This is a genomic window from Cupriavidus sp. 21MJTG02-4, assembly GCF_057798975.1.
Genome location: NZ_JBYOJP010000003.1, coordinates 331,753 through 351,603, shown reverse-complemented (window position 1 = coordinate 351,603; position 19,851 = coordinate 331,753). Strand labels below are relative to the sequence as shown.

General features: G+C 63.9%; 14 protein-coding genes. 9 read left to right on the top strand and 5 right to left on the bottom strand.

Going from position 1 to position 19,851, the window contains the following annotated elements:
* Window positions 1-36 precede the first annotated feature (36 nt).
* Entirely contained in the window at window positions 37-357 is a 321-nt protein-coding gene (locus AC3FKH_RS07940) for a hypothetical protein (RefSeq protein WP_488674414.1), read from the bottom strand.
* 528 nt (window positions 358-885) lie between these two features.
* Between AC3FKH_RS07940 and AC3FKH_RS07935 the strand changes: the two genes are divergently transcribed.
* Complete coding sequence (locus tag AC3FKH_RS07935) at window positions 886-1,788, top strand: alpha/beta hydrolase (RefSeq protein ID WP_488674413.1); 903 nt, start codon at window positions 886-888, stop codon at window positions 1,786-1,788.
* 453 nt (window positions 1,789-2,241) lie between these two features.
* On the top strand, window positions 2,242-2,925 hold the full coding sequence (locus tag AC3FKH_RS07930) for a Fe2+-dependent dioxygenase (RefSeq protein WP_488674411.1): 684 nt from the start codon (window positions 2,242-2,244) through the stop codon (window positions 2,923-2,925).
* A 565-nt stretch (window positions 2,926-3,490) separates the two neighbouring features.
* On the opposite strand, the gene AC3FKH_RS07925 is transcribed toward AC3FKH_RS07930, so the two are convergent.
* Window positions 3,491-5,761 (bottom strand): TonB-dependent receptor, encoded by a 2,271-nt coding sequence (locus AC3FKH_RS07925; protein ID WP_488674410.1) that lies wholly within the window; start codon window positions 5,759-5,761, stop codon window positions 3,491-3,493.
* Between the two features lie 392 nt (window positions 5,762-6,153).
* On the opposite strand from AC3FKH_RS07925, the gene AC3FKH_RS07920 reads away from it, so the two are divergent.
* A complete protein-coding gene (locus tag AC3FKH_RS07920) occupies window positions 6,154-7,728 on the top strand; it encodes an AMP-binding protein (protein WP_488674408.1) in 1,575 nt (524 codons plus the stop codon).
* A 264-nt stretch (window positions 7,729-7,992) separates the two neighbouring features.
* Here the strand turns inward: AC3FKH_RS07920 and AC3FKH_RS07915 are convergent, their stop codons facing one another.
* The 3 genes from AC3FKH_RS07915 to AC3FKH_RS07905 form a co-directional block, all read right to left on the bottom strand.
* A complete protein-coding gene (locus AC3FKH_RS07915) occupies window positions 7,993-8,568 on the bottom strand; it encodes a TetR/AcrR family transcriptional regulator (protein ID WP_488674406.1) in 576 nt (191 codons plus the stop codon).
* A gap of 151 nt (window positions 8,569-8,719) precedes the next feature.
* Window positions 8,720-9,022, bottom strand: a complete 303-nt coding sequence (locus AC3FKH_RS07910) for a LysR family transcriptional regulator (RefSeq protein ID WP_488674405.1) — start codon at window positions 9,020-9,022, stop codon at window positions 8,720-8,722.
* Between the two features lie 103 nt (window positions 9,023-9,125).
* Complete coding sequence (locus AC3FKH_RS07905; protein WP_488674403.1) at window positions 9,126-10,070, bottom strand: LysR family transcriptional regulator; 945 nt, start codon at window positions 10,068-10,070, stop codon at window positions 9,126-9,128.
* 206 nt (window positions 10,071-10,276) lie between these two features.
* Here AC3FKH_RS07905 and oxlT (AC3FKH_RS07900) point away from each other — a divergent pair, with 206 nt between their 5' ends.
* The 6 genes from oxlT (AC3FKH_RS07900) to fdhF all read left to right on the top strand — a co-directional run bounded on the left by oxlT (AC3FKH_RS07900) (window position 10,277) and on the right by fdhF (window position 19,837).
* Window positions 10,277-11,599 carry an oxalate/formate MFS antiporter gene (gene oxlT / locus AC3FKH_RS07900; protein ID WP_488674401.1) on the top strand — a complete coding sequence of 441 codons (1,323 nt, stop codon included), beginning with the start codon at window positions 10,277-10,279 and terminating at the stop codon, window positions 11,597-11,599.
* Window positions 11,600-11,858: 259 nt separating this feature from the next.
* A complete protein-coding gene (locus tag AC3FKH_RS07895) occupies window positions 11,859-12,791 on the top strand; it encodes a LysR family transcriptional regulator (protein ID WP_488674399.1) in 933 nt (310 codons plus the stop codon).
* A 141-nt stretch (window positions 12,792-12,932) separates the two neighbouring features.
* Window positions 12,933-13,151, top strand: a complete 219-nt coding sequence (locus AC3FKH_RS07890) for a hypothetical protein (protein ID WP_488674397.1) — start codon at window positions 12,933-12,935, stop codon at window positions 13,149-13,151.
* Between the two features lie 658 nt (window positions 13,152-13,809).
* Window positions 13,810-15,129 carry an oxalate/formate MFS antiporter gene (gene oxlT, locus AC3FKH_RS07885; protein WP_488674395.1) on the top strand — a complete coding sequence of 440 codons (1,320 nt, stop codon included), beginning with the start codon at window positions 13,810-13,812 and terminating at the stop codon, window positions 15,127-15,129.
* A 158-nt stretch (window positions 15,130-15,287) separates the two neighbouring features.
* Complete coding sequence (locus AC3FKH_RS07880; RefSeq protein WP_488674394.1) at window positions 15,288-17,027, top strand: NADH-ubiquinone oxidoreductase-F iron-sulfur binding region domain-containing protein; 1,740 nt, start codon at window positions 15,288-15,290, stop codon at window positions 17,025-17,027.
* A complete protein-coding gene (gene fdhF / locus AC3FKH_RS07875; RefSeq protein ID WP_488674392.1) occupies window positions 17,024-19,837 on the top strand; it encodes a formate dehydrogenase subunit alpha in 2,814 nt (937 codons plus the stop codon). Before AC3FKH_RS07880 ends, fdhF begins: the two co-directional genes overlap by 4 nt.
* The last annotated feature ends 14 nt before the right edge of the window (window positions 19,838-19,851 follow it).

Sequence of the window (19,851 nt, the reverse complement as noted above, 5' to 3'; positions counted from 1 at the left end):
GGTCTGAGGCGCCCTTCCGGGGCGCATGAAGGACGTTCAGTCGTCCTCGCGCCAGTGGCGCCATTCCCGGTGACGCTCACGCCATTCATGCTCGCGCCAGCGCTGCTCGCGCCATTCGTGCTCACGCCACTCGCGGTCGCGCCAGCCGCCATAGTAGCCGGGCGCAACGACCACAGGCTGGGGCTGGACGACCACGGGCGGGGGCGGCGCGTAGACAGGTGCCGCGTAGACCGGTGGGGCGGCGTAGACCGGCCCGGGCAGCCCGATGCCGATGCCGACGTCCACGTGGGCTTGCGCGCTGGCCGATGCAAGGGCTGAAAGTCCGGCCAGCAGGCCGATGGTCAGGAACTTCTTCATGGTCAAATACCTTGTACGTCGGGAGTGGGCCGCCAGCCGGTCCCGGTCTGATCCCGCTTGAGCCGACTAACGGGACCGCGGCTTCGTTCGATGACGCGAAGTCCCACGCAATTTGTTTCGAAATCTGTCTGGCCTGCGGCGGCGTGCCAGCCACGCGGTGCTGCTCAGCCCCGCCTAAGTCCTCTTCCGAAGAGCCGCATCCTGAGTCTTGCCCTGATGAGTCCGGGCGCATCCCGCGGATGAGGGGCGAAATTCGAGAGGAAATGATTTTTTCGAAGGGCTGACGATTATTTCTGACGATGGGCGGTGTGCCACGACTCCCTTCGTCGCGTGATTCAACCTCCATTTGCTGTCAGTGCAAATGTTCTTCATTCGTGGCAGTGACGGGGAAATCCTGATGTGAAGGGCGACACTTGCGTGCCAGACTATTAGCCTCCGAATGTCAACGAGATGATGATTTGTTTCGTTTACAAACGATTACGAGCTAGGTGGCGAAAGCGCTGCACAGCGCCGCGGCGCAGTACCCGAATGAAAGTGAATAGAACAGTGGACGGAAAGTTGTTGGGTGGCGATGCTACGGGTTCACGCAAGACAGCGGCGGCCCTTTTGATCCACGGCCTCGGTGGGACCGAACATGAGTTGCGGCTCGTGGAGAAGACACTGAGGGGGGAAGGGTACGAAACGAAGTACGCCGTACTGCCAGGACATGGCACGCGTCCCGAAGACCTGGTCGGTGTGCGTTTCGAGCACTGGCTCGAAGCGGTATCCCTCCAGTATCTCGACCTGCGAGCCAGGCACGATACCGTTCACATCGTTGGCATGTGCATGGGCGCCTTGCTGGCGCTGGCGCTGAGCCAGCTGGTCGGCGAGAAGCGGGGAAGGGTCGTTGCACTGGCGACGCCGGTGTTCCTGGATGGCTGGTCGCTGCCCTGGTATCGCGAACTGCGGCATCTGGCTTATCACGTTCCCAAGGTGCGCAACAATTTTCGCGTGAAGGAATCCGAGCCGTTTGGCGTCAAGAACGGCGTGTTGCGCGCGGCGATCAAGGCTCGCTTCCTGCGGGGCGATACCTTCCACTATTCATGGACACCGCTTGCCTGCATTCGCGAACTGGATCGCCTGAGCCGCTACGTGCGCAAGCGCGTCCGGCACGTGGCGCGGCCGGCGCTGATTATCCATGCACGCGAAGACGAGCTGACCAGCCTGCGTTCAGCCTACTTCCTCAACCGGCAAATCCATGCTTCGCGGCTACTGGTTGTGGAAGAGAGCTATCACATGCTCAGTATCGACAACGACCGCCGGCTGGTCGCCAATACGGTGGCGCAGTTCCTGGATGAGGACGAACGCGGCGTGGAGGGTGTGCAGGCCCCGCTGTCCCTGGCATTTCCCGACCCCGCCAACGAGCCGTACCGGCCGATGGCGGCAGTCTAGGCCCGAAGGTCCGGTCGAAGTCGACCGGACAATTTCCTCGATCGCAGACGGCGCATCAGAACTGCTCCCAGGACTCGATCGCGCAGCATCCCGAGCCACCGTGCGGGCGGGCGTCCTGAGGCGCTTCGCCTGTGGTTCGCTTTCACATTGATGGCTGGCGCGCGGTGCGGCCGGCGCACGACTTGCCGCATGCTAGTGCGACGCACCGGCAGTTCCTGGCGAACTTCGTCCGCGGATTTCATCACTGCGTGATGTGAATGCCCTGTGGGAAGGAAGCCCACGAGGCGAGGACCGGCATGATGCGGCCTGCGCCACGCGGCTGGCGACCTGCCATCACGAGGTCCTTGACCCTCCTAAATAGAGAATGATTCTTATTTGTGTTGATGGGCGTTTTTGCCTACAATCGGCGCTCTGATCCGTTCACGATCCCCGATCCCGAAGGTAGGTTCAAGCATGATGCTGCAGATTCCGGACGTCCTGTCCAAGGCCCAGGTGGCGCAATGCCGGCAACTGATGGATGCCGCGGAATGGACCGATGGCAATGCGACATCCGGACACCAGTCGGCGCTCGCCAAGCGCAATATGCAATTGCCGGAGGGCTCGCCGGTTGCGCGGCAAGTGGGCGACCTGATCCAGGATGCGCTGGGTGCCAACGCGACGTTCTTCGCCGCAGCGCTGCCGTTGAAGGTGTTTCCGCCCTTGTTCAACCGCTACGAAGGCGGCCACGCGTTCGACAACCATGTCGACAACGCCATCCGCTACTTGCGCGGTACCAGCTTTCGGATACGCAGCGACCTGTCGGCGACGCTGTTCCTGACGGAGCCGGAAGACTACGACGGCGGCGAGCTGGTGGTGGAAGATACCTACGGCCAGCATCGCGTCAAACTGCCGGCGGGACACATGGTGTTGTATCCGGCCACGAGCCTGCACCACGTCACGCCGGTCACGCGCGGCGCGCGCGTGTCATCGTTCTTCTGGATCCAGAGCATGGTGCGCGACGATGGACAACGCGCCTTGCTGTTTGAACTCGATACGCGCATCCAGCATGTTGCGCAGGCGATGGGACAGAAGGATGCCGACGTGGTCGGGTTGACCGGGGTCTATCACAATCTGCTGCGGCGGTGGGCTGATGCTTGACCGATTGCATGGCGGTTCGCTGCCCGCGTCGCGAAAAAGGTTCTTCGCTGAATTGCGTGGCATCGTTCAAGGCTGCGCTGCGCGCACTCAGCGAAAAGCGAGGAAACGGAAGGGAGGAGAAGACTCGGAAGCACCAGCATCTGCGCCCTTGATGTCGTCCCGCCTGCCGACTAGTGAGCCGCGCAGCAGCCGAAGGCGATGATGCGATAGCGCGAGCAATGTCGGGCCACGGACAGTTTCGGGGCTGGTTCAATCATTGCTGGAGAGCCTGCATGCGGACGCGCTCCACGCGGCAGGCAGCGGGGCAGACTCTGAAGCGAATACCCGTACGAAATTCCTCGCACACTACGATCAATATTCGCCCGTTAGGGTAAGCGACGCGTTTCTTTGCCTACTTTCTTGTCGCTCGGACAAGAAAGTAGGTCGCCGGCTACGCCGGCGAAACAGCGGCGCCTGCCAAGAACGATGCCCGTTCAAATCCAAAACCAAAAAACCCGCGAGCCCGACATGACGCCGGAACTCGCGGTTGCTCGCAATGGTTGTATCAATCAACCGGCAGGCATCTTCAGAACCTGAAGTTCGCCGTCAGCATCCCAAAACGCCCCGGTGCCAGCGCCGCATAGTGCGCCGCGAAGGCCTTGGTGTAGTACGTCTTGTCGAACAGGTTCTGGATGTTCAGCTGCAGCGTCAGGTTCTTGTTGACGCGGTAGGCACCCATCAGATCAAAGCGCCAGTACGCCGGCACATACAGCGAGTTGGCCGGGTTGCCATACACCTGGCTGACATAGTAGGCGCCGCCGCCCACCGTCAAGGCTGGCAGGACCTGGTAGGTCGACCACAGGCTGAAGCTGTTCTTCGGCGTATTGGGGAACTGGTTGCCATTGTTGATGGCGTTCGCGGCCTGCGGACCGTTGTCGATCAGTTCGCTGTCCAGGTAGGTATAGCCGCCGAACACGCCCCACTTGTCGGTGAGGTTCCCCGCGAAGCCGAGCTCGAAGCCCTTCACGCGCTGCTTGCCGGCGTTGATGGTGGTGTTGGCGTCCAGCGCCACGCGGGCGTTGTTCTTCTCGATCTGGAAGATCGCGCCGGTCAGCGACAGGCGGCGCGACAACAGGTCCCACTTGGTGCCGAGTTCGATCGCGCGCGAGCGCTCCGGGTCCAGACTGCGTTGCGTCGCGGCGATATTGTCGGCGCCGTCGCCATTGGTCGATCCGGGCGGCGTCGAAGCCGTGCCATAGGACAGGTAGATGCTGCCGTATTCCACCGGCTTGTAGACGATGCCGGCCTGGTAGTTGAAGAAGTGCGAGTTGTTGCGGATGTCCGCCGCCGCCGCCGCCGCACCTGTGTTCGGGTTCTTGTAAGCCGGAGTGAAGGCGTGGGTGTTGTAGTTGTCGTAGCGCACGCCACCATTGACCAGCCATTGCCTGGTGATCTCGACGGTGTCGAACAGGTAGACCGACTGGGTGCTGGTGGTCGTGGTCGTGGTGTACGGCATCTTGGAGATGCTGCCGCGCCATGGGTCGTTTGGGGTCGGGTTGTACAGCGACGTGCAGTCGAAGCTGGCCAGCAATCCCGCATTGCAGGTGCTGCCTGACGGGCCGGCCGAGACCACGTTGTACGGATTGTTCTCGGTGTTGTCGCGGCTGAACTCGAAGCCGAAGCTGGCGTTGTGCTTGAGCGGGCCGGTATGGAACTCGGCGCTCAGGTCCGTGGCGTTGGTGAGCGTCTCGGTACTCGAGTCGCGGCTCTTGTAGCTGCGATACACGTAGCCATTCACCACATTGCCACGGCTGTCATCGGGATTGGTGACGATGTAGTTGTTGCTGGCACGGCCCCAGCGCGTGGTGTTGCTGAACACCAGGCCGTTGCGGAAATCATGCTTGATGATCGCGGTGGCGATGTCCGATTGCGTCTTCTGGAAGTCGCGGTCGGTCAGGCCGTAGAAGTTGTTGCGATTCACGTTCGCCGGACCGATCGGGTTCTCTTTCGTCGGCGCCGTCGACCCACGGTTGTACGGGATGCTGTAGTCGGGCATGCCGTTGCCCTGCAGGTGGTAGTACTGCAGCGTGACCTGGGTCGGCGAATTCAGGCCGAACGTCACCGACGGCGCAAAGCCCCACGAGCGCTGGTCGACTTCATTGCGGCCGGGCACGTCGAAGCTCTGGCCCATGGCGTTCAGGCGCACCGCGGTGTTGTCGTTGAGCAGGTAGTTGCCGTCCGCCGTCGCGCGGAAGTACGAGTCCGTGCCGACGCCCAGCGATCCCTGCGTGAAGGTCTCGGCCGTCGGCAGCTTGGACACGATGTTGATCATGCCGCCGGCCGATCCCTTGCCGCCGAAGGCCGAGCTGGGGCCCTTGATGACTTCGATGCGGTCGATATTGAACGTGTCGCGCGTCTGCGAAGCGGTGTCGCGCACGCCATCGACGTAGATGCTCGACATGGAGTCGAAGCCGCGGATGAAAGGACGATCGCCGATCGGGTTGCCGCCCTCGCCGGCGCCAAAGGTAATGCCCGGCGTGGTCCGCAACGCCTCCTGCAGGGAACCTGAACCAGTTTGCTGCACGACTTCGGCGGGTACCACCGTGACGGATTTCGGGGTGTCGAGCAGCGGGGCGGTGAACTTGGAGGACTGGGCTGCATCGACCTTGTAGCCGTCGTCCCGCGTGCCCGTCACGGTCACGCTCTGCAACGTCACCGGCTTGGTTTGAGTCGTCGTTGCCCCGGCGGCCGCCTTGCTTTCCTGGGCCCCGGCACCCTGCATGGCAAAGGCTGCCACCGCACCGGCCAGCGCCGAGGCGAGCGGATTCAGCCGCAATGTGTCCTGTTGTCCTTTCACGTTTTACCTTCCCTTTCTGGTTCATCAATGCATGGTCATGAACACAAGTTCTGGCCATATAGAAGCCTTTCATTCAAGTCATTCATGACGGGGCGTGAGTATAAGACGATACAAATAAAAAGACAAATACGAATCATTCGCATTTAATAGAAAAGTGATGAATTGATACGCTGAAAGTGGCGTCGCGTGCGATTTTTCACTGCAGAAATGTGCCTTATGTAGCGCATTACGACCAAAAATTGCATTTCCGCACGCCAGTCTCCCTGCTGTGCGGTGTTCGCCCCGACTGCGGGGCGCTCATGCCAGCAGACGTTCTGGTACCAGAATCGTTGACTGAGTACCGATTGCGGCTTACATTGGGAGCCAGCCAGACCACAACAAACGGAGACACCATGACCCTTCGCCAGGCCCATGCCCTGCATGGCTGCGCCACGGTCGCGCAGCTATATGTTTCGGCCCTCAAGGCCAATCCGGCAGCCCTTGCGATCGTCGGTGACGGCATTGCGTACAGCTATGCCGAACTGGCACGGCAGTCTTGCCGCATGGCGCGGCTGTTCGAAGCGAAGGGCCTGCGGCGGCAGGACGCCATCGCGTTCCTGGTTGGGAACCGGGCCGAGGCCGTCGTGGCGATCATCGCCGCGCAACTGGCGGGGCTGAAGAGCGTGTCGCTGCATCCCATGGCCTCGGAGGACGACCATTGCTTCGTCCTGGCCGATGCCAACGTGCAGGCGCTGGTCGTGGACAACGCCAGGTTTGCCGCGCGTGCGGACGCCATTGCGGCGCGCGGCGTGGTGCCGCGCATCCTGTCGCTCGATGACAGCGAGGCCGGTGCCGGCCTGGCCACCGAGGCGGCCGGCATGGATGACTCGGACTACGAGCCGGGCGGCGATGCGACCGAGATCACCAAGCTCTCGTACACGGGCGGCACCACCGGGCGCTCCAAGGGCATCCTGCATACCCACCGCACGGTGGTGACCATGCTGCAGCACATGCTGGCCACGTATGAATGGCCGGCACAGATCCGCTACCTCGTCGCCACCCCGATTTCCCATGCGGCCGGTAGCCTGATCCTCCCGACGCTGCTGCGCGGCGGCACGGTGTACCTCAGCGACAAGTTCAGTCCCGCCGATTTCCTGCGGCGCGTGCAGGAGCACCGCATCAACCTGACATTCCTGGTGCCCACGCAGATCTATGGCCTGCTTGACCATGGCGGGCTGTCCGCAGCCGACCTGTCCAGCCTGGAACTGGTGCTGTATGGCGCGGCGCCGATCGCGCCGGTGCGGCTGCAGGAAGCGCTGCGCAAGATCGGCCCGGTGTTCGGCCAGGTGTACGGGCAGGCCGAGGCGCCCATGACCATCAGCTACCTGGCCCGCCACGACCACGACCTGTCGCGGCCGCAGTTGCTGCGTTCATGCGGCAAAGTCATTGCCGGCAACCAGGTCGCGCTGCTCGACCGTGACCTGCGTGAAGTGCCGCCCGGCGAGGTCGGCGAACTCTGCGTGCGCAGCCCGCTCGTGATGGAAGGCTACCTGAACCGGCCCGAAGAGGACGAGAAGGTCTTCGCCGGCGACTGGCTGCACACCGGCGACATGGCACGCCGCGACGAGGCGGGCTATCTCTATCTCGTCGACCGGGCCAAGGACATGATCATCTCGGGCGGCTTCAATGTGTATCCGAGCGAGGTCGAGCACTGCCTGGCGCAGCATCCCGCCATTGCGATGTCGGCGGTGTTCGGCGTGCCCGATGAGAAGTGGGGCGAAGCGGTGACCGCCATCGTCGTCATCCGCGAAGGCCATGCATTGAGCGAGGAAGAAGCGATCCGCCATGTCACGCAGGGCAAGGGCGTGGTCAATGCGCCCAAGACGGTGATCTTCGCGCAGGAACTGCCGCTGACGGCGCTCGGCAAGATCGACCGCAAGGTCATCCGCAGCCGCTACTGGACCGGCCAGGACCGCCAGGTGGCCTGAGGCCCCACGCAAAGAGACAACACAGAAGAGGAAACAACCATGCGCCTGACCCACAAGCTGTTGCCGCGTTGATTCCCGTGGTGGCAACGCCCGATCAGAGCAGCCGCTTCGTGCGGGACGAATATGACAAGTGGGGACGTGTGATTCAGAACGCCGGTATTCCGAAGCAGTGAGCCAGGACTGAGGTCAGGGCATCGGACAGGCTTTTTCCCCTCTCCAGCGTGCGGGAGAGGGGAGCAAACCGTCCTGCCATTCAAGTTGCCCTCATCCGCTCACAGGCCGCACCAGCAATCCGTTCAGGATGATTTCATAGAACTCGCTGAACGCATCCCCGATCTTCATCCCCGTTTCCTGCAGGAATTCCTGGTTGCGCAGCCGATGTGCCGCGCCGAGGATTGCCTCTGACACCACGCGCGGATTGTGCGGCGCCATCAGTCCTTCTTTGACACCGGCCTCGATCATGCTTTCCAGTCCGCGCACGCGCGCCAGCTGGTAGCTGTCGAACACGGCCTTGCCGCGCTCGATGGCGTCCAGGTCGGTCAGCGCCACCTTGCTCAGGCCCGAGGTATTGAGCGTGGCATGCAGGTACGCGGAGATCGCCTTCGCTGCATCGGGCTCACGCCGAGCCGCGGCGTAGCCCTTTTCCAGGTTTGCCGCCAGGACATCGCGGCAGACATTGACGAACAGCGCTTCCTTGGTCTCGGCGATTTCATAGAGGCGCCGCCTTGAACAGTGCAGCCGCTGCGCGATCTCGCCGATGGTCAGCGATGAAATCCCTTCGGCGATCAGCAGTCGGGTCAACGCAATGGTGAACTCTTCGTCGGTGCGTCGCTTGGCCATGAATCGGTGAATGCCGGTACCGGGCAATGCAGGTCCGGAGCGGGGTGTGAATCGGGATCCCGAATCTTACCGTCCGCGACATTCATCGACTAGAAAACAAAAAAGCGAGCGCGCCCCGTGAGCGTGCACGCCTCAAGTGTGGCCGGGCGTCTCAGTTGAGATGTCCGATCGCTCGCAGGTACTCGTTCTTCTTGTCGAAGATCAGCTGGCTCAGGAAGGCTGCGTCGTAAGCCTTGAGCAAATGGGTATGGTGTTCCTCGATATAGCGCGCCACGCGTGCCTTCTCGCATTCGATGCCGCACAGCCATTCGTACATGGCCTCGTCCCAACGGAAGCGCAGGCCCAGCTCGATGAACGCTGCGTTGTAGGCCGCGAGCTGGGTGGCGCGCGGAAGCGGCTGGTTGTCATGACCGAGCGTGGCGGCCGGCTGGTGTTCGATGTGGACCTGGTTCATGGTGTGCCTCCTGTCTTCTCTCTAGCGGTGGGTTGAGGGAAGCATAGGGGCGGCCATGGATTTACGATAATTAAAGTTTCATCGACAAATCATAAGGCGTTGTTTATATGTCGCTGTGCCGGATCAAGCCCTCCACGCCGGTGATGCGCTGGATCAGGCTGGCACCTTCCTCCATCAGGAATTGCTTGAATGCGAGTGCCACGGGCGGCAACCGCTTGTTCTTGCGGTGCACCACATACCAGTTGAGCATGACCGGAAAGCCCTGGATGTCGAGCACGGCCAGCTTGCCGGCCTGCAGTTCGAGTCCCACGGTATGGGCGGAGAGAAAGGCAATACCCATGTTGGCGATGACCGCCTGCTTGATGGTCTCCGTGCTCTTGATCTCCATCGCGATGCGCAGGTTGGAGAGCTTGCCGGCAAAGCCTTCCTGCATCGAGTTCCAGGTGTCGGACCCTTTCTCGCGCGAGACAAAGGCCTCGTCGGTCAGTTCCGACAGCGGGATATTGCGCTGTCCGACCAGCGGGTGGGTAGGTGCCGCCACGATCACGTAAGGGTGCGGCGCGAAGGTCTCGTTGATCGTGTCCATGCCCTCGGGCGGGCGCACCATGATGGCGAGGTCGGTGAGGTTGCCGGCCAGCTGGTGCATCAGTTCCTCGCGGTTGTGCACTGCAAGATTCAGCGTCACGCCATCGTGGCGCTCCATGAATTCCGCCAGCAGCCGCGGAAAGAAATAATCGCCCGCGCTGATCACCGCGACGTTCAGCCGGCCGCCCGAAATGCCCTTGAGCTGGGACATGGCATCTTCGGCTTCGCGGAATTGCTGGATGATGCTGCGGCTGTAATGCAGCATCTCGTGCCCCGCCGGCGTGAGGTAGATCTTCTTGCCCAACTGCTCGAACAGTGGCAGGCCGACGTGGTTTTCCAGTTGCCGGACCTGCGTCGAGACAGCGGGCTGGGTCAGGTGCAGTTCTTCGGCGGCGCGCGAAAAGCTCATGTGCCGGGCAACGGTTTCAAAGACTTTTAGCTGGCGCAGCGTGGCGTTCTTCATCAGTCGTTCCGTGCAATATATAAACGTTCGTCAATGCATATGATAAAAAACTTTAAGCGGTCTGAATCTTAGATTGAAGTAGCATCAATCCCACAGATTTGCATGCCGCAATGTCAGGCGCCGATCTCATTGTGTAGGGCCCACCCCACAGAGGCCCCGGAAAGCGTTCCGCCAGGGAACGCATGAACAGCACCAGGAGACAGTAGATGGCGCATCAAGAAACGGCGGCCACGACCGGGAACGGACGTGGGCTGCAAAACCGTTGGTTCCAGTTGGCCGTAGGCGTGGTTTGCATGGGTTTGGTGGCAAACCTGCAGTATGGCTGGACCCTCTTCGTGTCACCGATGGACGCCAAGCATCACTGGGGCACGTCCGCAATCCAGGTGGCGTTTTCCATCTTTATCGTGACTGAAACCTGGCTGGTGCCGTTGGAAGGCTGGCTGGTGGACAAGTTCGGCCCGCGCCCGGTGGTGGCCGGTGGCGCACTCTGCGCCGGCCTGGCATGGGTGATGAACTCGTATGCGACGACGCTGCCGGAGTTGTACGCGGCGGCTGTGATCGCTGGTATCGGCGCAGGCGGTGTGTATGGCACCTGCGTCGGCAATGCGCTGAAGTGGTTCCCGGACAAGCGTGGTCTGGCTGCGGGTCTCACGGCCGCGGGCTTTGGCGCGGGCTCGGCGATCACGGTGATTCCGATCGCCAACATGATCCAGAGCTCCGGCTATGAACATGCCTTCCTGTTCTTCGGCATCCTGCAGGGCGTGGCGATCTTCGCGCTGTCGCTGCTGCTGGTGAAGCCGCGTGCGCCGAAGGGTGCGGTGGCGGCGAAGGCCGTGCTGACCAACCCGGTGGAATTCACGCCGGGACAGATGGTCAAGACGCCGGTGTTCTGGCTGATCTATGTGAGCTTCGTGGCGGTGGCCGCGGGCGGCATCATGGCCACGGCGCAGCTGGGCCCGATCGCCAAGGACTTCGGCTTCGCCTCGATGCCGATCACGATGCTTGGCATGACGCTGCCGCTGCTGACCATGACGCTGTCGATCGACAACCTGTGCAACGGCTTCACCCGTCCGTTGTGCGGCTTCCTGTCGGACCGCTTCGGCCGCGAGAACACGATGTTCGTGATCTTCATCGGCGAAGGCCTGGCCCTGCTTGGCCTGATGAAGTTCGGCCACGACCCGTACGCCTTCATGTTCTTCGCCGCGCTGACGTTCCTGTTCTGGGGCGAGATCTTCTCGATCTTTCCGGCACTGTGCGCAGACACGTTCGGCAGCAAGTTCGCTGCAGCCAATGCAGGCACCTTGTACACGGCCAAGGGCACGGCGGCGATGCTGGTCCCGCTCGCCTCGGTGCTGTCGGCACGCGGTGGCTGGGATGCCGTGTTCACGGTTGCAGCGGTGGTGACCATCGCGGCGGGCCTGTCGGCGAAGCTGGTGCTGGCGCCGATGCGCAAGCGGTTCATCACCGGCCATTCGGATGCGGTGGCGGTGTCGGATGCCACGTTCATGGCGCGGAGAGAAGCCGAATAAGACGGTGTGCGCGAGAGACTGGGTGGGCCCGGACATGGCGTCCGGGCCCACCTTGCCCCCGGCAAGCGGTCTGCGCATGGCGCAGGCTTTTTGCCATGTGGGCCACGGGAACGACAACACAAAGAATACATAGAACAGGCGGGCGGGCCGCCAAGGAGACAGCCGTGAGCAGACTGCAATCATCCACGCTTGCCGCAGGACAGCATCGCAGCCTGGCGCTGCCGTTGCCGCAATGGACCCAGGGCGGGGGAGAGCGGCCATGAATATCTCGCTTCCCCAACTGAAGGCGTTCGCCGCGGTCGCGCGGCACAAGAGTTTCACGCGCGCCGCCGCCGAACTGGGCCTGACGCAATCGGCCGTGAGCCGCAGCGTTCGCGAACTCGAAGAGGAGATCGACCAGCGCCTGTTCGATCGCACCACGCGCCAGGTTGAGCTAACCGATGCGGGCCAGCACCTGTCGCAACGGATCTGCCACCTGATCGAAGAAGTCGAGCAGACCCTGCGCGACAGCCAGGGCGCGGCGCGGCCGTCGCAGGGGCTGGTGCAGATCGCGACCGATCCCGTGCTCAGTTCGATGTCGGTGCCGGGGTGGCTGGCCGGCTGCCGCAAGGCGTGGCCCGCGATCGCGATCCACCTGAAGGATCGTTCGCAGGAGTCCGTGCTGCAAAGCGTGCGCAGCGGCGAAGTGGATTTCGGCATCGCCACCGATCCGCAATCGGGCGACGACCTGTATTGCGAACCGCTGTGCATCGATCCGTATCACGCCGTGCTGCCGGCCGAGCATCCGCTCGCGTCGCGCGAAGCCATTGCGTGGGGCGACCTGTGCAATGCCAACGTGCTCACGCTGGACCAGCAATGCGGAGTCCAGCCCGCCGTGGAAAAGGCGCTCAGCCATCATCATGTGCGCGCGGGTTCGTTGCAGTTGCTGGGACACTTCGCCGCCGTATTCGGCATGGTGGCGCTGGGGCTCGGCATCGGCGTAGTGCCGTCGCGCGCGCAGGCCGGGGGGCTCCATCCGGCCGCCGTCATGCGGCCGCTGCGGCCGCAGGTGACATCCACGGTGATGTTGGTGCGGCGCAAGAGCCGGTCGCTGAAACCGAATGCTGCCGCGATCTGGGATGCGCTGCGTGGACTTGAGTACAAGGACACGGTCGAGCCGAACCGGCAGCCTCCGCTGGTACAGGAAGCCTAGCAACGCCGCGCGAGAAGACCCGGCGCGGCACTGTTGCATTGATGCAAAACTCAACTGATATATTACATACAGGATATTTACACATACTGCGGCGCAGCATATAATGAAAACTCCTAACCACAACGCAACTGGAGTTTTCAGATGGAAGTCGCTCTTCTCTTCGTTCTTGGCCTGGGCCTGATCGCTGCTGGCGTCGGCATGACCACGCTGCTGGCTACGCGCCTGCCGATGGATGTGCTCGTGACCGCGCAGGCACACGGTCGCTTCGCCGGGCTGGGTTCGAACCAGAAAGACGATGGCATCGGACGCGTTCGTCCCTCGCGCACGGTGCCGGGTGCGGGCGAACTGGCATACGCCTGAGCTGTCGGGCGTTCGACGCCGTCATGACTGAACGGCGCATCATATAAGGGTTGTAGCGGCCGGCAACCCTTGGAGTAGTACCTGCATTGCATGTTTTCAGGAGCCTTGGCACCCGATGCACGCCAGGGACAGGCGCAGGAACCTTGCAGAAATTCGGCCGCCATCCCCCTCGTGGAAGCGCATTCGCGCACGTCACCGTCCCAGTCGCCGGATTGCCGGCATCTTCATTCCTTCCCGATTTTGTCCATACAAATGGGCAATGTCTTAGTTGTATCTATCTAGGGACTTTCCCCAGCCCCGTTGTTTTCCCCGATTTCCGATGCGGCGAATCGCGTCATGCTCGAGGCAGTTCCCTCTCGCCGGATTGATGCGGCAAACGAGACTAACTGCTTGATTCCCAAAGATTCCGGATGTGGCAAAACCCCTCGGTTGATGCGTGCCACGCACCAGTCGCGCTAGCCCGCCGCGACACGTTCCTTTTTCGCGGAAAAGTCATGCTGCGCAGCCGCGAAGAATACGCTTGACTTGGTTGATATATCACATACCGTATAGCACTAGAACGGCTCAGCTGTTCGGGAAAGTGCGGTATGCGAGAGGCGTCAGAAGGCGCCCAACTCTTCCACCACAGGCGGTTTCGACTGCCTAGAAGGAGACATCAATGGAACTGCAGCAGAGGGAGTCCACGTCGCGCTTTGCGTCGCCGTGGGTACAGCTGGTCTTCGGCGTCATCTGTATGGCGATGATTGCCAACATGCAGTACGGGTGGACGCTGTTCGTCAACCCGATCGATGACAAGTACCACTGGGGCCGCACCGCGATCCAGGTCGCGTTCACGATCTTCGTCGTGACCGAGACGTGGCTGGTGCCGATCGAAGGCTACCTGGTGGACAAGTACGGCCCGCGCCCGGTGGTCGTGGGTGGCGGTCTGCTTTGCGCCGTGGCCTGGGTGTTGAACTCGATGGCGTCGTCGCTGCCGATGCTGTACTTCGCGGCGGCCATCGGCGGTGTCGGCGCGGGCGCGGTCTATGGTACCTGCGTGGGCAATGCGCTGAAGTGGTTCCCGAACCGGCGCGGACTGGCCGCGGGCATTACCGCGGCGGGCTTCGGTGCGGGTTCCGCGATGACGGTGGTGCCCATCGCCAACATGATCAAGTCTTCGGGCTACGAAGCCACGTTCCTGTGGTTCGGCCTGGGCCAGGGCCTGATCGTGTTCTTCCTGGGCATGGCCCTGTATCCGCCGTCGGCCAAGATCCTGAGCGAGGTCAAGTCGACCCTCAAGGCCGCCGCGACCTACAACGCCACGCCGCGCCAGGTGCTGAAGTCGCCGATCTTCTGGATCATGTACGCGATGTTCGTGATGATGGCCGCCGGGGGACTGATGGCGACCGCGCAGCTCGGCCCGATTGCCAAGGACTTCGGCCTGCATGACTCGCCGGTGTCGATCCTCGGCCTGACGCTGCCCGCGCTCACCTTTGCGCTGACCATCGACCGCGTGCTCAACGGCCTGACGCGTCCGTTCTTCGGCTGGATCTCGGACCACATCGGCCGCGAGCGCACCATGTTCTTCGCCTTCGCGGTGGAGGCGGTGGGCATCCTGCTGCTGTCCAAGTATGGCCACAACCCGGTGGCGTTCGTGGTGCTGACCGGCATCGTGTTCTTCGCCTGGGGCGAGATCTACAGCCTGTTCCCCGCGACTTGCGGCGACACCTTCGGGCCGAAGTTCGCCGCCACCAATGCCGGCCTGCTGTACACGGCCAAGGGCACGGCCGCGCTGCTGGTGCCGTTCTCCAGCGTGATCACGGCGGCGACGGGCGACTGGCATGCGGTGTTCGTGCTGGCCTCGGCCATGGCGGGCCTGTCCGCATTCCTCGCGCTGTTTGTCCTCAAGCCGATGCGCGAAGCGCATGCCCGCAAGCATGTGCATGCCAGTACCGCGAGCCCGATGGGGTACCGCGCGGTGCCGGAGGACCTGACCTGATGAAGAAAGCCGTACGGCGTGCCGCCGCCATCACCGTACACAGGCGGCGCGGCCGGTAGCACAATACGAGGAAGGAAAAGAGAAAGAGCGACAGGAAGGCTGCCCGCAAGGGCGCCTTCCTGAACGCCTTCATAGCGCCCGCAGGAGACACGCATTCCATGAACCAGGTTGTCATTCCCATCGACGCCACCGGGCTCGGGCGGCTGCGCAAGCGCCGCCAGCCCAAGGGCCGGCAGGTCGACGCCGCTGCACTGGCGGAGGTCCGGGCCGCGCTCGGCGACATGCCGCGCCGCCGCGACCTGCTGATCGAGCACCTCCATTGCATACAGGACCGCTACGGCCAGCTGGCCATGCCGCACCTGGTCGCGCTGGCGCAGGAGCTAGGGCTTGCCATGACCGAGGTGTACGAGGTGGCCACGTTCTACCACCACTTCGACGTCGTCCGTGAAGACGCCGACGGGCAGATCGCGCCGCCGCCTTCGCTGACAGTGCGTGTGTGCGAAGGTATCGCCTGCGAGATGGCCGGTGCACAGTCGCTGCTGGACAAGCTCCCCGCGTTGCTTGGCACGGATGTGCGCGTGGTCGCAGCGCCCTGCATCGGCCGATGCGAGAAAGCGCCGGCCGCGCTGATCGGGCAAAAGCCGCTGGACGGCGCCACGGTTGCCGCCGTGGAAGCCTGCGTGGCCGCCGGGACCATCCACGATGAATCCGTGGCGCAGACCGGCTATGCCGACTACCGTGCGGGCGGCGGCTACGCGCTGCTCGACGCGCTTGCGCAAGGCACGCTCGATCCGGCCGCCGTGCTTTGCACGATGGAGGACTCCGGGCTGCGCGGCCTGGGGGGCGCGGGTTTCCCGACCGGCCGCAAATGGCGCATCGTCGGCAAGGAGCCGGCGCCGCGCCTGATGGCGGTGAATATCGACGAAGGCGAGCCCGGCACGTTCAAGGACCGCGTCTACCTGGAGCGCGATCCGCACCGCTTCCTGGAAGGCATGCTGATTGCCGCGGTGGTGGTGCAGGTGTCGGCGATCTACATCTACCTGCGCGACGAATACGCAGGTTGCCGAGCCATCCTCGCTCGGGCGCTGCAGGAACTGCGCGACGATCCACCCGTGGCCGGCCTGCCGCAGATCGAGCTGCGCCGCGGCGCCGGCGCCTATATCTGCGGCGAAGAGTCGGCCATGATCGAATCGATTGAAGGCAAGCGCGGCATGCCGCGCCTGCGCCCGCCGTACGTGGCGCAGGTGGGCTTGTTTGGCCGGCCCACGCTCGAACATAACTTTGAAACGCTCTACTGGGTGCGCGACATCCTGGAGAACGGCGCCGAATGGTTCGCGTCGCAGGGCCGGCATGGCCGCAAGGGGCTGCGCTCGTTCTCGGTGTCGGGGCGCGTGCGCCGGCCGGGCGTTCATCTCGCACCGGCCGGCATCACGGTGCGCGAGCTGATCGACGAATACTGCGGCGGCATGCTCGATGGCCACAGCTTCTATGCCTACCTGCCCGGCGGCGCGTCGGGCGGCATCCTGCCCGCTTCGATGGGCAATATCCCGCTGGATTTCGACACGCTGCAGCCGCATGGCTGCTTTATCGGCTCGGCGGCGATCGTGGTGCTGTCCGACCACGACAGTGCCGTCGGCGCGGCGCGCAACCTGATGCATTTCTTCCGGCACGAGTCCTGTGGCCAATGCACGCCGTGCCGCGTGGGCACTGCCAAGGCATACGACCTGATCCGCGCGCCGCAATGGGACCTGCCCGCGCTGGAGGACCTGTCCGCCGTAATGCGCGATGCGTCGATCTGCGGCCTCGGCCAGGCCGCGCCCAATCCCGTGGATTGCGTGATCCGCTACTTCCCCCATGAACTGCAGGCGGTGACGGACCGCCCGGAGGCACAGGCATGAATGCGCTGACACGCGCCGAACGCGCGCTGGTCGAATCCACCGAGCCCACGGTCACGTTCACGCTGAATGGCCGTGAAGTCAGTGCGCAGCCGGGCGAAAGCCTGCTGAAGGTGGCGCAGCGCGAAGGCTTTGACGTACCCCACCTCTGCTACAAGGACGGGCTGGAGGCCGCCGGCAATTGCCGGGCCTGCATGGTGGAGATCGAGGGCGAGCGGGTACTGGCGCCTTCGTGCTGCCGCTATCCGTCGCAAGGCCTGACCGTGCAGACGGAGTCCGAGCGCGCGCGACGCGCCCAGCGCACGGTGCTGGAGTTGCTGCAGTCGGACATGCCGGAAGCCGAATACACGCGGCACAACGAACTGGACCAGTGGTCCGCGCGCCTGGAAGTCGGCAAGCCGCGCTTCGCGCCGCGCGCGCGCGTGGCCGCGGATCTCTCGCATCCTGCCATCGCCGTCCATCTGGACGCATGCATTCAATGCACGCGCTGCGTGCGCGCGTGCCGCGACGAGCAGGTCAACGACGTGATCGGCCTGGCGCTGCGTGGTGACGCGGCGCGGATCGTCTTCGATATGGACGACCCGATGGGCGCGTCCACGTGCGTGGCCTGCGGCGAATGCGTGCAGGCCTGCCCGACCGGCGCGCTGATGCCCGCGCGCGACGCGGCGCTGGCGGTGCCGGACAAGCAGGTGGAGTCGGTGTGCCCATACTGCGGCGTGGGCTGCCAGCTTACCTACAACGTCAAGGACAACCGCATCCTGTATGTCGAAGGGCGCGATGGACCGGCCAACCACGCGCGCCTGTGCGTGAAGGGCCGCTATGGCTTCGACTACGTGCAGCATCCGCAGCGCCTGACCGTGCCGCTGATCCGGCGCGAAGGCGTGGCCAAGCGCGGCGACTTCGTCATGGACCCGGACCACGTGATGGACGTATTCCGCGAAGCGACCTGGGAAGAAGCGCTGGCGCGGGCCAGCGGCAAGCTGGTGCAGATCCGCGACACGCACGGCAAGCGCGCGCTGGCGGGCTTCGGCTCGGCCAAGGGCAGCAATGAAGAGGCCTACCTGTTCCAGAAGCTCGTGCGCACGGGCTTCGGCAGCAACAACGTCGACCACTGCACGCGGCTGTGCCACGCGTCGTCGGTCGCGGCGCTGCTCGAAGGCATCGGTTCCGGCGCGGTGTCGAACCCCGTGATGGACGTGGACCGCGCCGAGGTCGTGATCGTGATCGGCGCGAACCCGACCGTGAACCACCCCGTAGCGGCAAGCTGGATCAAGAACGCGGTGAAAAACGGCACGAAGCTCATCGTGGCCGATCCGCGCCGCTCGGACCTGGCGCGCTTTGCCTGGCGTTACCTGCAGTTCACGCCGGACGCGGATGTCGCGCTGCTCAACGCGATGATGCATGTGATCGTCACGGAAGGGCTGGTCAACCAGGACTTCATCGACAGCCGCACCATCGGCTTCGACGAGCTGCAGCGCAATGTGGCCGCGTTCAGCCCCGAGTTGATGGCGCCCGTATGCGGCATCGATGCACAGACCATCCGCGAGGTCGCGCGCGCCTATGCCACGTCGAAGGGCTCGATGATCCTGTGGGGCATGGGCGTGTCGCAGCACGTGCACGGCACCGACAACGCGCGCTGCCTGATTGCGCTGGCGCTGATGACGGGCCAGATCGGCCGCCCGGGCACCGGCCTGCATCCGCTGCGCGGCCAGAACAATGTGCAGGGCGCGTCCGATGCGGGCCTGATCCCGATGATGTACCCGGATTACCGCCGCGTGGACGATCCCGATGCGATCGCCAGTTTCGAGAAGCTGTGGGGCACGCCGCTCGACCATCAGCCGGGCCTGACCGTGGTCGAGATCATGGATGCGATCGGGCGTGGCGAGGTGCGCGGCATGTACATCATGGGCGAGAACCCGGCCATGTCCGACCCGGATGCCGAACATGCGCGCGAGGCGCTGGCCGCGCTGGACCACCTCGTGGTGCAGGACATCTTCCTGACGGAGACCGCCTACCTGGCCGACGTGGTGCTGCCGGCATCGGCCTTTCCGGAAAAGACCGGCACCTTCACCAACACCGACCGCACCGTGCAGCTCGGGCGCCAGGCATTGATGCCGCCGGGGCAGGCCAGGCAGGACCTGTGGATCATCCAGCAGATGGCGCAAGGCCTGGGGCTGGACTGGCAGTACGGCAGCGTGGCCGACGTGTTCGACGAGATGCGCCACGCCATGCCGAGCATCGGCGGCGTGACGTGGGACCGGTTGCAGGCGTCGGGCGCCGTGACCTATCCCTGTCGCGCCGAAGGCGATCCGGGCGAGCCGGTGATCTTCACTGACCGGTTCCCGACCGCCACCGGACGCGGCCGTTTTGTTCCGGCGGACATCGTTCCCGCAGACGAACGGCCCGACACGGACTATCCGATGGTGCTGATCACCGGACGCCAGCTAGAACACTGGCACACGGGCAGCATGACGCGGCGCGCGGGCGTGCTGGATGCCATCGAGCCCGATCCGGTGGCGCTGGTGCATCCGCTCGACCTGGCCGATCTCGGCGGCCAGCCGGGCGATGTCGTCACGTTGGCCTCTCGGCGCGGACAGGTGTCGCTGTACGCGCGCGCCGATGCCGGCACGCCGCGCGGGGCCGTGTTCGTGCCGTTCTGCTACTACGAGGCGGCCATCAACAAGCTCACCAACGCGGCGCTGGACCCGTTCGGCAAGATCCCGGAGTTCAAGTACTGCGCGATCAAGGTGACCCTTGGCGGGACGGCGCCCACGCAGTCGAGCTACGGCGGGGGCAGGGTATTGGGAGGCTGACCGGCGAGGCAGGT

What these genes read in the sequence shown, in the direction of transcription:
- AC3FKH_RS07940 (WP_488674414.1), bottom strand. Translation starts at nt 357, where the DNA reads ATGAAGAAGTTCCTGACCATCGGCCTGCTGGCCGGACTTTCAGCCCTT.
- AC3FKH_RS07935 (WP_488674413.1), top strand. Translation starts at nt 886, where the DNA reads ATGAAAGTGAATAGAACAGTGGACGGAAAGTTGTTGGGTGGCGATGCT.
- AC3FKH_RS07930 (WP_488674411.1), top strand. Translation starts at nt 2,242, where the DNA reads ATGATGCTGCAGATTCCGGACGTCCTGTCCAAGGCCCAGGTGGCGCAA.
- AC3FKH_RS07920 (WP_488674408.1), top strand. Translation starts at nt 6,154, where the DNA reads ATGACCCTTCGCCAGGCCCATGCCCTGCATGGCTGCGCCACGGTCGCG.
- AC3FKH_RS07915 (WP_488674406.1), bottom strand. Translation starts at nt 8,568, where the DNA reads ATGGCCAAGCGACGCACCGACGAAGAGTTCACCATTGCGTTGACCCGA.
- AC3FKH_RS07910 (WP_488674405.1), bottom strand. Translation starts at nt 9,022, where the DNA reads ATGAACCAGGTCCACATCGAACACCAGCCGGCCGCCACGCTCGGTCAT.
- AC3FKH_RS07905 (WP_488674403.1), bottom strand. Translation starts at nt 10,070, where the DNA reads ATGAAGAACGCCACGCTGCGCCAGCTAAAAGTCTTTGAAACCGTTGCC.
- oxlT (WP_488674401.1), top strand. Translation starts at nt 10,277, where the DNA reads ATGGCGCATCAAGAAACGGCGGCCACGACCGGGAACGGACGTGGGCTG.
- AC3FKH_RS07895 (WP_488674399.1), top strand. Translation starts at nt 11,859, where the DNA reads ATGAATATCTCGCTTCCCCAACTGAAGGCGTTCGCCGCGGTCGCGCGG.
- AC3FKH_RS07890 (WP_488674397.1), top strand. Translation starts at nt 12,933, where the DNA reads ATGGAAGTCGCTCTTCTCTTCGTTCTTGGCCTGGGCCTGATCGCTGCT.
- oxlT (WP_488674395.1), top strand. Translation starts at nt 13,810, where the DNA reads ATGGAACTGCAGCAGAGGGAGTCCACGTCGCGCTTTGCGTCGCCGTGG.
- AC3FKH_RS07880 (WP_488674394.1), top strand. Translation starts at nt 15,288, where the DNA reads ATGAACCAGGTTGTCATTCCCATCGACGCCACCGGGCTCGGGCGGCTG.
- fdhF (WP_488674392.1), top strand. Translation starts at nt 17,024, where the DNA reads ATGAATGCGCTGACACGCGCCGAACGCGCGCTGGTCGAATCCACCGAG.